This is a genomic window from Flavobacterium denitrificans DSM 15936, assembly GCF_000425445.1.
GTDB classification, from domain to species: domain Bacteria; phylum Bacteroidota; class Bacteroidia; order Flavobacteriales; family Flavobacteriaceae; genus Flavobacterium; species Flavobacterium denitrificans.
Genome location: NZ_KE384379.1, coordinates 132683 through 147875, shown reverse-complemented (window position 1 = coordinate 147875; position 15193 = coordinate 132683). Strand labels below are relative to the sequence as shown.

At 31.6% G+C, this 15193-nt stretch carries 12 protein-coding genes and 2 tRNA genes; 4 read left to right on the top strand and 10 right to left on the bottom strand.

What is annotated here, in order from left to right:
• Positions 1-92 precede the first annotated feature (92 nt).
• Positions 93-470: a nuclear transport factor 2 family protein gene (locus H600_RS0120290; protein ID WP_026730503.1), complete on the top strand. Its 378-nt coding sequence runs from the start codon at positions 93-95 to the stop codon at positions 468-470.
• 99 nt (positions 471-569) lie between these two features.
• On the opposite strand, the gene H600_RS0120285 is transcribed toward H600_RS0120290, so the two are convergent.
• The 4 genes from H600_RS0120285 to H600_RS0120270 form a co-directional block, all read right to left on the bottom strand.
• Positions 570-642, bottom strand: a tRNA-Met gene (locus tag H600_RS0120285).
• 125 nt (positions 643-767) lie between these two features.
• On the bottom strand, positions 768-1292 hold the full coding sequence (locus H600_RS0120280) for a DUF4269 domain-containing protein (protein ID WP_026730502.1): 525 nt from the start codon (positions 1290-1292) through the stop codon (positions 768-770).
• A gap of 4 nt (positions 1293-1296) precedes the next feature.
• Positions 1297-2823 (bottom strand): glycosyltransferase family 39 protein, encoded by a 1527-nt coding sequence (locus tag H600_RS0120275; protein ID WP_026730501.1) that lies wholly within the window; start codon positions 2821-2823, stop codon positions 1297-1299.
• A gap of 146 nt (positions 2824-2969) precedes the next feature.
• A complete protein-coding gene (locus tag H600_RS0120270; RefSeq protein ID WP_026730500.1) occupies positions 2970-3515 on the bottom strand; it encodes a DUF4494 domain-containing protein in 546 nt (181 codons plus the stop codon).
• A 338-nt stretch (positions 3516-3853) separates the two neighbouring features.
• Here H600_RS0120270 and H600_RS0120265 point away from each other — a divergent pair, with 338 nt between their 5' ends.
• Positions 3854-5113: a MutS-related protein gene (locus H600_RS0120265; RefSeq protein WP_026730499.1), complete on the top strand. Its 1260-nt coding sequence runs from the start codon at positions 3854-3856 to the stop codon at positions 5111-5113.
• Positions 5114-5197: 84 nt separating this feature from the next.
• Here the strand turns inward: H600_RS0120265 and H600_RS0120260 are convergent, their stop codons facing one another.
• The 3 genes from H600_RS0120260 to H600_RS23210 form a co-directional block, all read right to left on the bottom strand.
• Positions 5198-6292, bottom strand: coding sequence for a Ppx/GppA phosphatase family protein (locus tag H600_RS0120260; protein ID WP_026730498.1), 1095 nt, complete (start codon positions 6290-6292; stop codon positions 5198-5200).
• 286 nt (positions 6293-6578) lie between these two features.
• Positions 6579-6650: transfer RNA gene (locus tag H600_RS0120250), tRNA-Glu, on the bottom strand.
• A 352-nt stretch (positions 6651-7002) separates the two neighbouring features.
• Complete coding sequence (locus tag H600_RS23210; RefSeq protein ID WP_026730497.1) at positions 7003-8352, bottom strand: TlpA family protein disulfide reductase; 1350 nt, start codon at positions 8350-8352, stop codon at positions 7003-7005.
• Between the two features lie 601 nt (positions 8353-8953).
• Between H600_RS23210 and H600_RS0120235 the strand changes: the two genes are divergently transcribed.
• Entirely contained in the window at positions 8954-9331 is a 378-nt protein-coding gene (locus tag H600_RS0120235; protein WP_026730496.1) for a hypothetical protein, read from the top strand.
• Positions 9332-9407: 76 nt separating this feature from the next.
• Positions 9408-10673, top strand: coding sequence for a hypothetical protein (locus H600_RS0120230; RefSeq protein WP_026730495.1), 1266 nt, complete (start codon positions 9408-9410; stop codon positions 10671-10673).
• Between the two features lie 225 nt (positions 10674-10898).
• On the opposite strand, the gene H600_RS0120225 is transcribed toward H600_RS0120230, so the two are convergent.
• The 3 genes from H600_RS0120225 to H600_RS0120210 form a co-directional block, all read right to left on the bottom strand.
• Complete coding sequence (locus H600_RS0120225; RefSeq protein ID WP_026730494.1) at positions 10899-11972, bottom strand: Ppx/GppA phosphatase family protein; 1074 nt, start codon at positions 11970-11972, stop codon at positions 10899-10901.
• A gap of 86 nt (positions 11973-12058) precedes the next feature.
• Positions 12059-13330, bottom strand: a complete 1272-nt coding sequence (locus tag H600_RS22365; RefSeq protein ID WP_035108793.1) for an MFS transporter — start codon at positions 13328-13330, stop codon at positions 12059-12061.
• A gap of 77 nt (positions 13331-13407) precedes the next feature.
• On the bottom strand, positions 13408-14391 hold the full coding sequence (locus H600_RS0120210; RefSeq protein ID WP_026730493.1) for a BstXI family restriction endonuclease: 984 nt from the start codon (positions 14389-14391) through the stop codon (positions 13408-13410).
• Between the last annotated feature and the right edge of the window lie 802 nt (positions 14392-15193).

Here is a 15193-nt window from a genome sequence, read left to right as displayed (position 1 = left end):
AAGACGCTAGAATTAAATCTATGTTAAAGTAGCAGCTTAATATCAATATTAATTTGAAATTTGTGAAATGTCTAATTAACAATAAAATAAATATGGAAGGACAAATTATAGAATTGGAAAAAAAATACTGGCACGGAGTTGAAAATAATGACTATGAAACAGTAAGAAATCTGACAGTTTTTCCTTGTATAGTTGCTGGAAAAAACGGTATTCAGAGCATCAGCGAGACTGAGTTCAAAAATATGTTCGACTCTGGACAAACCAATAAAATAAAAGTGCTGAACATCTACGATGTAAAAGAAAAACTAATTGCCGAAAATACTGCCGTGATAGGATATGGTCTTGATTTTGAGATAGTAGATCAAAGCCAGCAGGCGCCTATAAAATGTGTTTGCACTTCTACTTGGATTAAAGAAAATAACAAGTGGGGGTGTGTGATGCATACTGAAACAGAATTGGAAAAAAAATAGTAATCTGAAACAACGTTCGTAAATATAGCGCACATCATAGTTTCGGCAAAAGCATAAAAAGACAAAAAGCTCCAGATTTCTCTGAAGCTTTTTTATTAGTAGCGGGAACAGGACTCGAACCTGTGACCTTCGGGTTATGAGCCCGACGAGCTGCCTACTGCTCTATCCCGCGATGTTTCGGGTGCAAAGATAAGCACTAAATACAGTTTTACAAAGAAATTGTTGAAAAAATTACTCAAAATTAAATTTAAGCTAATTATTTGTTAATCAGGTTTTTATATTTGTAAAAAGACAAAATCAGATTTTATAATTCAATAATTCTAAATATGGGTCGTTTTTTAATCCTAATAATTTGCCAAAAGCAGGCTCGGTTTTGTAGCCGTTTTGTTTGAGTTTGATGATTTCTTTCCTGAAATTTTCGTCTCTTGATTGCAGAATTTGATATTCTATAATCATGTGTCTGTATCCATTTTGATTTTGAGTCGGAATGTTTTGTCCGAAAATTTCAATTTCAAAATCTTTTAACATAAAACTCCCAATTACAGATTCTTGCTGATTTATAATTGTTTCAGTGATTTTGAAATGGGTTTTGTTTCTAAAAAGAGAAGTGATTTTTTCTATAAAATGATTTTTATTCTGCCAATAGCAAACAATATCTAAATCGCTGTTTTCAATGTCAATATTGATTGGAATCGTGCCAACTAAAATTGGATCAAATTCTGCCAAAGCTTCTAAAACCTTATTTTTAGTCAAGGTTTCAAAAGCTTCGATTTGTTTTTTATTTCCATATTTTAAATATTCAATGTTTTTGAAATCGATCATCTGTTTATTTGTCGTAATTTGTTTCTTCTTTAATTTCCTGCTCTAATCTTTTATTGATGTTGATTTTAGCTTTGGTAAAAACAAAAATTGTGGTTTTGTATTCGCGAGCATATTTATTGGTGATTTCGCCACCGATAGTCGCTTTTTGAAAAAACGGACTAGTTTCTGCGATTTCAGTGTTGTTTTCATCAAATTCTTTTACTCTGATGAGGTTGGTGTAATAGATGTCCAGATTAAACCAATTAATATAATCGGCATTAAACGAAACGGCTTTGATTCTATTATTGGTGTAATAATTAATTGCGCCGGCTTGGCCATAATTGTCGCAAAGAACTAAAGTGTTTTCAGATTTTGGAAACAAAGCGTAAACCGAATCTGTTTTGCGGGCAAGTTCTTTCCATCCCAGCATATCAGCAAAATCCTGAGGCAGTTCATGATCTTTTCCATCTTCCCAGCGCAACATTCCAAGTTTTTTATATTTTTCAGGTTTTGCAGTAATTTCCTGAGGACTTTTATTTGGAAATGCGACATTGTAAATCGGAATAAAAAGCAAAATCGGGATTAAAAGGAAAACAGGCTGTACAAAGCGTTTCCATCCATCTTTTGAAATTTCACCTAAAAATACGGCGCCAAATGCAATATAAATAGGATACAAGCCAATTGCGTAATACGCTTTTGCTTTGAAATAAATAAAAACCAAAAGCGTAAAAATTATCGAAGCAAAAAAGAATCTAAATTTTGCAAAAGGCTTATAAAAAAGCAAAGCGTAAAATGAAGAAATAAGAACTAAAATACCGCCAAGAAAAAACAATATTTGCTCTTTTAGAAATCCAATGCGGTCAACATTTACAAGTTGGGTTTCGGCCAATTCTTTCATATGATGCACAATCGGAAAATGATTATCGAATTGCCATAAAAGATTCGGTAAAATCAAAATTAACCCCAAAAGCATTGCAAAATAAAGGTTTTTGTCAGTAAATATTTTTCTTTGTTTTGAAAGTAGTAATGCAGGCAAAAGTCCGATTAAAAGAAATAGGATATTGTATTTGTTTAGAAAGCCAAAAGCAAAAACTACTGCGCCAGCATAAAACCATTTTGTTTTTTCGGTTATGAGATATTGAATAACGGTAAAGTAAAAAGCTGTCCAGCATAAAACATCTACTGAATTGGGCTGAAAAAGCATATTTAATCGTAAAAGCGAGGACAACAAAATGCAAGTTGCTCCTAAGATCAAAGCATATAAATTTCCTTTTAAAACTTCAATTGTTTTCCAGACAATCAAAAGTGTTAAAGCGCCAAAAAGGGCAGGGAAAAACTTTACCCAAAAAACCGAATTCCCAAGCAAAAATATGACATAGGAAAACCATGAAGTCACTGGCGGGACAGACAAATAACCCCAAGCCAAATGATGCGCCTGATCTAAATGCAGATATTCATCACGTTGCAAATCATATTCTGGGCTTAATAAAACATATTGCAAAACAAATTTTAAAATGATGAAGCCAATTAAAATAAGTGTTTTTTGGGTCATGTAGTTTTTGGTTTAAGTGTAAAGGTTTTTGTTTCAGCGATATAAAGTGTAACGAATATAGGATTTAATTTTGATTGGATAAAGCCAAGAAATGAGGCTTTGTGAAAATAAAAAAGCTTCAGATTTCTCTGAAGCTTTAATTGAATTTATTCCTCTATTGCGGTTTCAAATTCCATGTGGTCTATGATTTCTTCTGGTTTTGCAGGTTTTGAAGCTTTCAATGCGTTAAATCTTTCTAACATCGCTGTTTCTTCCTCTTCACCACTGAAATAAGGGAAAACATCCATAATTGGCGATTCAGAAATTGCTGGAATCGAATATTCTCCCATCGTATTTTTCATGACATGAATCGTGTTGTCAAATGCTTCTCTTACATCATTTGCCTGAACGAGCATATACATGTTCGATTTTCTTTCCTTGCCGCTTTCTTCATCGTAAGCGATCAAAGATACTTTTGATTTGAACCATCGATCCGCATTTTCAAATGGATGAATTTCGGCATAATTAGCCACTTTTATATTGGTGATTTTGAATTCTTCACTAATATACGCTGCCATTTCTTCATTAATTCTTTTCTCGGCTTCTGTATAGGATATTGCGTCCACCAAATAAGGTTCTGTTAAAACTTTCTGACCGCCTGTTTCGTCAGTTTTTCTATATTTTACTTTGCATTCGTACCAAATTGCGCTCATTTTCTTGTAATTTTTAAGGATGCCAAAGATAGATTTTACAGTCAAAATAGAAGCTAAATTCTGAAATAGATATTCACAATTTAAAATTAACCTTGATTTTGATATTTTTGTTTAACTTTTGATAAAATGGTTGTTTTGGTGTGAAATTTAATAACGACTTTTAAAATGTTGCATTTTGTCGTTTATTAATGAAGATGGTGTGTTTTATTTGTTAAAAATTATATTTTTTTATAAATTTAATAACATTTAAAGTATGTTTTTTTTCGGCTGTTTTAGTATTTTAGCTTAAACAAAACTTAATTGTTTGGCTCGACTAATCTTAAGAACAACTCAAGCGTATGAATAATATTCAAGATTTAAATATAAAAGAAGAAGTGTTGCCTATTTTTGATTATTCATTAAATAGCTTTGCTAAGAAAAAAATTCTTAATCTTTTAGAGACGCCTTTGGTTAGTGAAGCTAAAGTTCTTGAAAGGCAGGATATTTTAAAAGGATTTGCGCTAAATCATGAGGTTTTGAAAAAGTATTCCTATACTGTTTTGTATCTAAATGAAGTGCATTATTTTTTAAACAATTTTAAAGAAGAAGAGCTCAACTGGAAGCGTTTTTTATTCTTTGGTCCAACTGCAGATGAAATCCTGATACACAACAAAATGCATCAGTTAATATTGTTTTTTTATAGGTTAAAAACAGCATTTTCCAGGCTTGAACTGAGTCATTTTCCTAAATCCTACAGAAAAGATTTGAATCGAATATTGTCTTTTCTTTCCTTTTTTGAGTTGGAAAAACATGAATATATGATCAGGGAAAAACAACTTAAAAGCAAGCATGTCAAAAAAATTGGGGCTAAAATTTCAGTTTTGAAAGAAGAAGGAAGGATCGAATGTTTTTGGGAAGATTTGTTTTTGTTTGAGTCTTACTTGTCAATAAGCAAAGCGATTGTTGAACGTGAATTTGTATTTCCTGTTTTTAAAGAAAAGAGTTTTGTGATTAACGATTTTTATCACCCTTTGCTTGAAGATCCTATTAAGAACAGTTTTGTGGCATTTAATAATGTGATTGTTTTGAATGGTCCAAATATGTCTGGGAAATCTACTTTTCTTAAATCAGTGAGTTTGTGTGTTTATTTGGGGAATCTCGGTTTCGGAATTCCAGTTTCTTCGGCAGAAATTCCTTTTTTTACTGATTTTTCAGTCGGAATCAATAAGCGCGATGATATTTTGAATGGCTATAGCCATTTTATGACCGAGGTTATAAATGTAAAAGATGTGGTTTTGAAAGCGGCAGACGGAAAAAGATGTTTTGTTGTTTTTGATGAGCTTTTTAGTGGAACCAATGTTGAAGACGCGCTCGAAATTTGTACAAGAACCATAAATGGTGTCAGTATTTATTCAAATTCTTATTTTTTGATTTCCACCCATATTCAAGAATTAAAGGACGTGACGAGCGATGCTGTTTCGACTTACTATTTAGATTGCGAATTGATCGATAATATTCCGACGTTTACATATAAATTGAAAAAAGGGTGGTCGGATATTAAAGTAGGACGAATTTTGTTTGAAAAAGAAGGCCTGAATAAGCTTTTGCAGGTTGGTTGATCTTCAATTCATTCGATAGCTTTAATGCTAAATAAAAAAAAAGCTCCAGATTTCTCTGAAGCTTTGTGCTCGTTTTGAAATACCTTAAAAATTAGTATTCACTTTTTTAGAACGATCTGCAATATAGGAGATTAGCCAGATTACTTGTCCTTCTTTTACAAAAAGAACTTTCTTTGATTCCAAATTCGGAATACTTTCTAAGCAAGTCTGTAATATGTTATTTGCAGAAATAAGATATTGCTGGTCGTACGTGCTCAAAACTCTCGCAATTTCTTTGTTAGTTTTTGCAAGATTGGTGAACTTTACGAAATTGTTTTTCAGAATAGCGTCGTAATTAATAACATCTTCTAATGTTAAAGAAACATAATGCTCCTTTACGTCGTCGTTATAGTATAATGTTGCAAAAGCCCATACTGCACCACCAGACAAGTATATTTTATTTTTTTTAGCCAAAGGAGGATTTGCATCTAAAAGTGCTTTTACTTTTTTGCGAAGTACCGGGTTGAAATCAAATGATTTTTCTTGGTAAGTCGACATATCATTTGCTTGGTTTGGGTTTGCAACCGTCTTTTTTACAGCATCAGTAAGTGTCATTGTGCCAAAGTCAAGTTCTAAAGGAATAAACTCTAATTTGTCATCTTCAAGTTCGTCAATATAACCGCCTTTAGTAGTTTGAGCGCCAATGTCAAGCAGGAAAGCATTAGCAAAATCAACAGGAGGCATTGCGCCTTTTACCAGTGTTTTTGCTTCTTCGTTAACATTCAATACGTCAAGATTTTTGTTTGTCAGTGTGTTGATTTTGCTTCTCAAAACTTCAATGTTACGCGCTTGAGCAAAAACAGGAGCGGCAACAATAAATATGTTTTCTTCAAGAAGTTTGAATTCTGTTTTGATTTTTTTCAATTGATCGACAACTGTAACACTGATTTTGTTGATGTCTTCCTGTGGAAGTTCACCTTTTTCAGCAATGTGTTCGGCAAAATTTAGTCTATCAGTAGCAAAATAAAGAATTTTATAGTCGGCTTTTCTGATGTTGTTTACGTCGACAACAGAAACTTTTATTGCTCGTCGTCCGATTTCAATTCCGGCATAAACGCTTTTCTGAGAAAATGAAGTGATTGAAAAAAATAGAGTTAAAAGGGTGAAAATGAGAATTTGGGGTTTGTTTTTTGTAAGCATTGTGGATTTTAATTGTTGTTGTATTTAGTTTTGAATTAAGACTTTTTTTGGGATTATGTGAAAATCGTAATTTTAGATTGGAAATGGTAGGTTTTGATACGAGATTGCAAATTTATGAAAACATTTATTAAATATAAACTCAGTTGAGCAGAAAACGCATTATTAAATTATTAAGATGTTGTGTTGAGGTTGGGGGCATTTTTTTTATGCTATAAAACGTATCTAAAAAGCGTTTTAGTATAATGTGTAAACAAAAAAAAGCTTCAGATTTCTCTGAAGCTTTTTGTAGTCCGTGGGGGAATCGAACCCCCCTTACCAGGATGAAAACCTGGCGTCCTAACCGATAGACGAACGGACCTGTTTTGCTGTTGCGGGTGCAAAAGTGCAACTATTTTTGGAATACACAAAAGATTTTTGAAAAAACTTTTTGAGTTATTTTTTGAGAGAATCATTTTGTGTGATTGCTATTTATGAAAAATTTGAGTTAAAGAATTTATATTGCTTTGATTAGTAGTTTGTTGTTTTGGAAGAAGAAAATGAGCAAGGCAGTTTTTTCCTTGTTTTATTAAGATGAAAAAAAAACAGCAAAAATGAAGTTTATTTTGTTTTGAAAGAATAATCTTCACTTTTTTGCTTGTGGCGAAATAAAAAAAGCTCCAGATTTCTCTGAAGCTTAATTTTGATCCAACTTTATGTAAAATAATTTAGAACTAAATTTTCAAGCCGTTCAATAAATCAATAAGTTTTGGGTCAGATGGTTTTGGAGCCCGTGCAGTAACGATATTGCCATTAGGATCAAGAAGGATAAATGTTGGAATTCCTTCAACGCCATAATCTTTAATGAATTTTGATTCTCCGTGATTGTCAGCTAATAATTGAATACCGCCTAATTTCTTTTCTATGACAAAATTATTCCATTTCGGCTGATCCTTCAGATCGTCGATTGAAATGCTGACAAATTCAATGTTTTTTCCTTTATATTGTTCTTCAACTTTCTGAAGAAACGGAATTTCAGCACGACACGGGCCGCACCATGTTGCCCAAAGATCAATGTAAATATATTTTCCTTTTAAATCCTCTAAAGCGGTTTTTCCTCCTTTTTGATTTTCATAATTAAATGTCGGCGACGGATTTCCGGGTTGTAATGCATTTGTTGCTTTATAGTTGGTGGTTAGGGTTTGTTTTAGAATTGGATCGTTAGTAAGTGATAAAAATTCGTGATAGGTTTTTTCATAATACGAATTTTCCATGCTGATGTCGCTTATTGAGTTTTCTATTAATCGATTTTTTATGCTTTGACTTTTCAGTGCTTTGATTTTTGGAATTGCATTTTTAGCCGAAACCCAAAGCTGACCTTCATCTGCTTTGACATTTTCGTAGAATTTGAGTAGCACAAGTTCTTGATATTCATTTGAAAACAAAAAATCAGAATTATTGTCTAAGTCCATTGTTTCATCAAATTTTGGATAGGTTTCAGAAACTTTAAAACCATCTACTCTGCCATAGTAATTGTGGAATTTCGGATAAAAAGCTAAATGTTTTTGTTCTAAATATCGAATGCTTCTTGCTTCTTTTTCTTTGAAGCCAGAATCAGTAAATTTAGTTTTGAGGTACAAATTGTTAACGGAAGTTTTTATTTCCTGAAGCTTTTTCAGAAATTCATTTTCATCAACTTTATAAAGTTCTTCAATTGGAGTTGCAGAAGTTATTAGCTGTTTTTTTGCCAGATATTGATTTTCTACGCTTCCTTTTCCTGTAAATTTTAAAGTTGAAGCCAAGTTTGTGTCATCAGCATTTATTGTTAGTTTGGAATCTTTGGCTAAATATATTGGAATACTATTTTTAGAAGTTTCAATCTTGTAAATGGCGTCATATTCTAAAGACAGGTTTTCTGAAAAAGTGCCATCTGGTTTTAGCTTGATTTCCTTATCCAGTAATTCTCCTTTAATTCTGATTGTTCCATTTTCAGTATTTGTGATTTTGCCTGAAACAGTTGTTGTTTCATGTGGCGTAAAGGAATACAAAATGACTGTAAGTAATAAAAATAAGATTTTTTTCATTTTTGGTGGTTTGATAGTTAGTTTTTTGAAATCAGATACTGACTAAAATTAAGAATTATTTTTTATAAATGAATTTGTTGAACAAACGAAAGAAAAATTTAATGAAGATTTTTAATTGCCTTGGTTTTTGTATTGTATAATTTGGGAGAATAATAGTTTTTTTTATTGCAAAACAAAACCATTATAGGGGTGAAAAAAAAAGCGGATATGTTGTAATAATCATGTTGTCAGTGTTTTATGCTTAATGTGGTTTGTAAGTATTTAAAATTAAAATGCCATTAGATGGTGAAAAAAATAAAATTCAAACCACTCATTATCAGTTAATTATAGTTTTTTGATGAATAATTCAAGTTTCTTTAAAAATAACCACCTAATGGTTATGAAATAAAATAGCGCAAGTGCTTTATTTTCAATGCTTTTAAGGGAAAAAATCAAAAATGAAAACATCAGTTTTAAAAAATATGAAAAAAGTAAGAAATTATTTCCGATAGAAAATAATGCAAAACTGTTTTAGAAAATATATTTGCAATGTCGATACTGCAGTTGACAACAAAGACTTGTGAAAAAAAATAAAAAAAACAACAATTTAAAACTTAAAACTATGTCAGACTTTTTAAATCAATTCGGAGAGGATCTTGAAAAAAATATACCAGGTTTCATTGCAGTTTCAATTGCAGAAATCCAAACAGGAATGTCATACTTCTCGCTTTCAGTAGTTCCGGAATTTGATCCTGAATTAGCTTCTGCTTTCAATCTTGAAGTTGTTAAAGCAAAACTTAACGCAATTAGTGCCTTGGGCTTGAAAAACCAAGTTGTTTCTGATATCATGATTACTTTAACATCGCAAATTCATATTATTGATGTTTCTGAAAATAATATGTATATGATTTATCTGGCGGTTGATTCAACTAAAGCTAACCTGGGAATGACTAAAGCAATTCTTAACAAATACAAAAAAGAGATTGCGAGTAAATTATAATAAATTTTGAAATTGTAAAATGGCTGACTTTTTTAATGGTTGGCCTTTCTTTTAAATAATTTTAAAAAATGATGTTATGAAAAAGAATTTACTGTTACTTGTATTTTTTACTTTTACGATATTAATTAAAGCGCAGAATACGAAAGGTATCGTTGGCGATACTAATTGGTTGAACATGTGGACAAACTTTAGTCCCAAAACCACCAGTTATAATGATGCTTCTAGTATAGTAACCGGTGTAATTACTTCAAACACAACATTAAAAAAAGAAAATGTATATGTCTTGGTCGGTGCGGTATATGTCGCTCCAAATGTAACTTTGACAATTGAGCCAGGTACACTTATTAGGTGCGATACTGATAATTTGACTATGTTGGTAATTACAAAAGGAGCCAAAATAATTGCGGAAGGTACCGAAACTGATCCTATCGTTTTTACTTCCAACAAAAACTCAGGAGATCGGAATCCGGGTGATTGGGGAGGAATTGTAATTTTAGGAGATGCGCCAATAAACAAAACTGGAGGAATTGCCACTTTGGATTTTGAGCTTGATCCGCAAAAAGCGCTTTATGGCGGAGATAATAAAGATAGCGATTCTGGAATTTTTAAATACGTTCGAATTGAGTTTTCAGGAAAAAAAACATCTGCTAAAAAACCTGTAAACGGATTATCATTAGCTGGGGTTGGAAAAAAGACGAAAGTAGAATATGTACAAGTTACTTCGTCAGATGAAGATTCTTTTCAGTTCTATGGAGGCTATGTAGATACTAGTCATTTAATATCTTTACGATCTGCTGATGATGACTTTGATTTTACCCAAGGAGTTCAATGTAATATTTCTAATAGTATTGCTATCAGAAGTCCGTTTTTATCTGATAAATATGGCTCTCGTTGTTTCGAAATGGAAACAGTCGATACACGAAAAGGAGAAGTGTTAGACAGTAAAAAAGAAATGACTCGGGTAAATGCCACGAATATGACAATGATGCATACTGAAGATATTGCATCTGGAATTGAAGGGCTTAAATACGAAGCGATATTAATTCGTGAAAATACTTTTTTAACATTAACTAATTCAGTAGTATCAGGGTTTAGCCATCTTATTGTGTTTGCTGATGCAGTACCGATCACGAATGAATATTTAGGCGATATTGTTTTGAAAGATCTGCTTATTGATTATACTAAGGCTGTCGGAACGAGTGAGAATAAAGATTTTAATTTACTGATCAATAATTGGTATCAAGGAAAAAAATTTGGTTTAGAGTTTGTAAATCTTAAAAATGATGAACTTTTCATGAATGCATCCATGAAAAAGAAACCCGATTTTAGGATTAAAAACTAAATTATCATTTGTCGTTTATAAAGAAAAATATTTATTAGATAGGCTTTCTTTAAAAAAAAAGGAAGCGTTTAAAAAACAAAAAACCAGTAATCAATACCGATTACTGGTTTTTTGTTTGATTTAATTTGTTGTCTTTTTATATTTGAGAAACACTTATTTCCTTTGCAATACACTCTAAATTGTTTGGCTTGAAACTTTTAAAATGCTGTTCAGTAAAAGTGTTTCTTAATGAATATCTTTTGCTCTTTTTGCAGAATCAGCAATATAAGAAAGCAACCAGGCCATTTGCCCTTGTTTTGTAAAATAGATTTTTTTAGATTTAATGTCGGGCATTTTCTCTAATAAAGTCAGCAAGAGTGAATTTGCAGCAATTAAATATTTTTGAGAATACGTTTTCAATACTTTCTCAACATCCTTGTTTTGCAATGCTAATGCTTCAAATTTTGCATAATCGGTTTTTATCATTGTATTGTAAGCTTCAACGTCTTTGATTTCAAATGGGCTAAAATTTAAGGCGTCTTTTCCTTTGTACAATGTATAAAATGCCCACACTGCGCCTCCTGACATGTAAACATTGTCTTTGTTGAAAATCTTCGGACTTTGCTGATATAAACGATCTGTTTGTTCTTTTAATTCGGGTAATGCTGCTGTTAATAATTCATTGAATTCGGTAACTGAATCGGTTTTTGCTTTTTTGTTTATTTTCTCTGTAAAAGTGACCGTTCCTAAGTCTAATGTTACAGGATAAAACATCAAAATATCATCGTCGTTGAATTCCTCTACATAACCGCCTTTAGTATTTCCTCCACCGATATCAAGAATCAGGGAATCAGAATATTCTTTTGGTGGAATACATCCTTTTAATAATAATTTTGCTTCAGTATCAGAAGAAATTATGGCTACATTAATATTAGTGAATACATACAATCGATGAAGTAAAATGTCTACGTTTTTAGCCATTCCAACTCCTGAGGAAACTACTATAAAGATGTTTTTTTCTTTGATTTTGTTTTCCTTAAGCATTTTAGTGTAATTTTTCACTACTACATTAAAAGCGGTTTCAATATCATTTTCGGCTAATTTTCCATCTATAGAGATGCCTTTCGCAATAGCGACATTTTCTGTCCAAAAATCAACTACTTCATATTTTCCTTTTTTAATGTTTTGGACATTTATTATCGACATTTTTACGCCCTTGCTTCCTATTTCAATTCCAGCATAAAGTTCTTGTGCAATTATACTCGAAGGGATGCAAAAAATAAAAATAATTATGGCCTTTAGTACAATATGTTTTTTCATATTCAATGGTATTTGTTAATACTAGGAGTAGCTCATTTATTCAACATTGAAAAGGAATTAATGATTCGTTTTCATGTTCAAACAGATTAGCTTTTCTTGTTCTTATCAACAAAAATGGATTGTACTATTTTTATTTTAGTTTCTATTGTTTCTTTTTCAACCATTCTTACCAGCCAGTAGCAAAGTGTAATGGCAAATAATCCTATCAAACTCATGAAAATAAAATCGGCTCTGTAACTGGCGTAGGCGACAATTTCCATTCCTGTTTTTGCGCTTAGTATATGAGCAAGACTAAAACTCATTGTAAAAACAGACATGTATTTGCCTTCCTGGTTATTGTGCGATCTGGTCATGGCAAATGAGTTTGAAAAAGGAAATGTCAGCATTACCCCAAGAGTCATGAAAAACATCATCAAGTATAATATTCCGTACCAATTATCATTTAATAACAAAAGGACATAACTAAGTACCATAAAAGATAAGCCAACCATTATCACATTCAGTTTGTTCATTTTGTTTTTTTCGACATAATTGACAATCGGCAACTCAAACAGCAAAGTTAAAATTCCGCTAAAACTTAAAAGCAAGCCGCTATTTACTTCTGATAAATTAAATTGTTCTTTATGGTAAAGGGTCAACGTCGTAAATACTTGAAAATACATAATTCCTGTTATCAAGGAGATGAACATATGAGTTAAAAAAGTTCGGTCTTTTAGTATTGCATATTTGTCTACTCCAATATTGTGCGTTTTAAGTTTAAAAGGTAGTTTTCTTTCTTTAACTAACAGAACAAAAACCAAAACGGCAAGAATACATGTAGCTGAATCTACATAAAAAAGATATTTGTAACCCACTAATATGATTATAAGCCCGCCCAATGGAGGGCCGAATAAAAATCCTAAACTTGTTGCTGATCTAACCAAAGCCAGCGCTCTAGTTTTGTTTTCTTTTCGAGTATATGTATTTAACGATACTAGCATTGCCGGCCTGAACATATCTGCAACAGTTGTCAAAAACAAAATTGAGATACAAAAACCTTCAAATGATGTTATATATTGTAGCATAAAAAAGATGAGTCCGCTTCCAAAAAGAGAACCGATCATTACTTTATAAAATCCGATTTTATCAGATAACACGCCGCTTAGCCAAGTGCCAATGAAAGAGCCTACACCAAAGCAAACCATAACCCAGCCAATCTGATTGTATTCAAAATTCAGGTTCTCTCTCATGTATTTTGAGAGAAATGGAATTACCATTGTCCCTGTTCTGTTGATGAAGGTTATTAATGTCAAAATCCAAATTTCTTTTGGAAAACCACTATAATTCTCGATATATTTTTTTCTTAAGTCGCTAATCATTTCGTTGTATTTTAATAGGTTTCTTTTTTTTTTTTTTTTTTTTTTTGAGGGGGGAGGTGGATGTGATTTTTATAACATTAAGCAGAGGAGTCTTTGTTGAAAATAATAGTGTTTACAACGACCTCTTTCATCCATTTAATAGTTTCGATTACACCTGTTTCTTTACAAATCATATTGCAATTTTGATGTCCCCACGCCAGATTGTATGGAGCGTGATTAAATTCTCCAATTTTCAGCTGATTAATATGAAAAAGGTTGATAGGACTAATATCCTTATTAATATCTGACCTCTCAGAAGATTCGAAGAAGTTAAGCAGAAATGCCTCAGCGCTTAATTTTTTTAAACAAAGAGGGCAAATCGTGTTTTTGGCGTTATCAATAATTCGAGTTTTGTAAAGGCGGTCAGTATCAGATAACTTTTGATTGTTGCAAGCTGTACTTATCGCATCAATTCGATTTTCGATCTCGCTTTCTGTCATTCCGGCGTCAAGAGCTACTTCCTTCGAATTGTAACAGAGCCAGAATAAATATTCTAATTGCAAGTGAGAGGCCTTTATAGTCAAAAGAGAAGCATATTCTGCTACTCTGATTCCTGCGCCTTTGCAATTACTGGTATTGAAGCCAAGAATGATTTTTTCTTCGTCTTTTGAATTCGAGGATAGTATCCTAGCGACAAAATGGCCGTCTATAGGAGATGTTCTTTTTTCGGCTATAGTAAGCTTGTTTTTGTAGGGATTAAACTCATTCCATTGTGCTCTTGTCTCGTAAAACAAGATGGTGTTGACACCCAGTTTTAATTTTCGAGCTTTCATTAAAGCCAAGGCATCGGGATTTGTGTAATACGCTTCGGGACTTATTAAAACAATAAAACCACTTTCAAATCTATTTGAAGTGAAAACGGAAATATCGAATAAATGAATCGATTCAAAAGGTATCAAAACGGTGCCGTTTCTATTGGCTCTGTTTTGAAAAACCACGTCATCATTCGCGCTTCTTGTTTGTCCTGTTTTGTAAATTTTACTTTGTAGTAAAGTAGGTAGTTTGGGTAATCGTTTGGGCATAGGCTTGTGTAGGTTTAGTTGGTTGCATGTTAGTTAAGTATAGATAGACAGATTGGGATAAATCTTGATAAGTAGTATTGAAAAGAATAAATCCATGATCTGAAGATTTTATGTTTTTTGTTTAAGCTTAAGTGACAATATTAGCTAATATTATCAAATTTGTGGAACTTTTTTTAGTTAAATTTTGATGTCTTTTTCTTATATTTATTTATAATTTTTAAAAATAAATAATTAGTAAAAATATGTAAATAGCTGTTAAGTTGATTGTTGTGTGTTTTTTCTGGGGGTTTTATGTATAATTAACTATTTGAAAAGCCACTTTATTTTTAAGTTTTAATATCTTCAACGTTTGTTAAAGAAAATAGTGTGTTTTATTCATATTAATCTTCTTTTTTTAATAATTTTTTAAATATCTCTTATTTCTTAGAAGCAATTTTAAGCATCTTTTAAACTAGGATTCTTTTGTAAGTTAATTTAGAAACTAATTTATTTAAGAATGATGCTTCAATTATTTTATTTCAACAAGATGTTGATCTCCAAATGTAAATTTTTATAAAGCTAAATAACTTTCTTAAATTAAAAACCAGTATAAATACCTATTGTGCATATCAATATAAAAATCAATTCTTTGTTGCATTTTTTGTAATCATTTCGCGGGTTGATTACTAATCATTTGTATGCATTTGCAGACATGCAAGCGCAAAACATCAACTGGGAATTCTGTAACATCTACTTGAAATTAAATACTTTACGCTAAAATCTCGTTTGTACCTTTAATATGAAGTTTAATATTTATATAAAA

Bases quoted from the DNA above. Each gene is read 5' to 3' on its own strand.
- H600_RS0120210 (WP_026730493.1), bottom strand. From the start codon at position 14,391: ATGCCCAAACGATTACCCAAACTACCTACTTTACTACAAAGTAAAATT.
- H600_RS0120290 (WP_026730503.1), top strand. From the start codon at position 93: ATGGAAGGACAAATTATAGAATTGGAAAAAAAATACTGGCACGGAGTT.
- H600_RS0120275 (WP_026730501.1), bottom strand. From the start codon at position 2,823: ATGACCCAAAAAACACTTATTTTAATTGGCTTCATCATTTTAAAATTT.
- H600_RS0120235 (WP_026730496.1), top strand. From the start codon at position 8,954: ATGTCAGACTTTTTAAATCAATTCGGAGAGGATCTTGAAAAAAATATA.
- H600_RS0120270 (WP_026730500.1), bottom strand. From the start codon at position 3,515: ATGAGCGCAATTTGGTACGAATGCAAAGTAAAATATAGAAAAACTGAC.
- H600_RS0120280 (WP_026730502.1), bottom strand. From the start codon at position 1,292: ATGATCGATTTCAAAAACATTGAATATTTAAAATATGGAAATAAAAAA.
- H600_RS22365 (WP_035108793.1), bottom strand. From the start codon at position 13,330: ATGATTAGCGACTTAAGAAAAAAATATATCGAGAATTATAGTGGTTTT.
- H600_RS0120260 (WP_026730498.1), bottom strand. From the start codon at position 6,292: ATGCTTACAAAAAACAAACCCCAAATTCTCATTTTCACCCTTTTAACT.
- H600_RS23210 (WP_026730497.1), bottom strand. From the start codon at position 8,352: ATGAAAAAAATCTTATTTTTATTACTTACAGTCATTTTGTATTCCTTT.
- H600_RS0120225 (WP_026730494.1), bottom strand. From the start codon at position 11,972: ATGAAAAAACATATTGTACTAAAGGCCATAATTATTTTTATTTTTTGC.
- H600_RS0120265 (WP_026730499.1), top strand. From the start codon at position 3,854: ATGAATAATATTCAAGATTTAAATATAAAAGAAGAAGTGTTGCCTATT.
- H600_RS0120230 (WP_026730495.1), top strand. From the start codon at position 9,408: ATGAAAAAGAATTTACTGTTACTTGTATTTTTTACTTTTACGATATTA.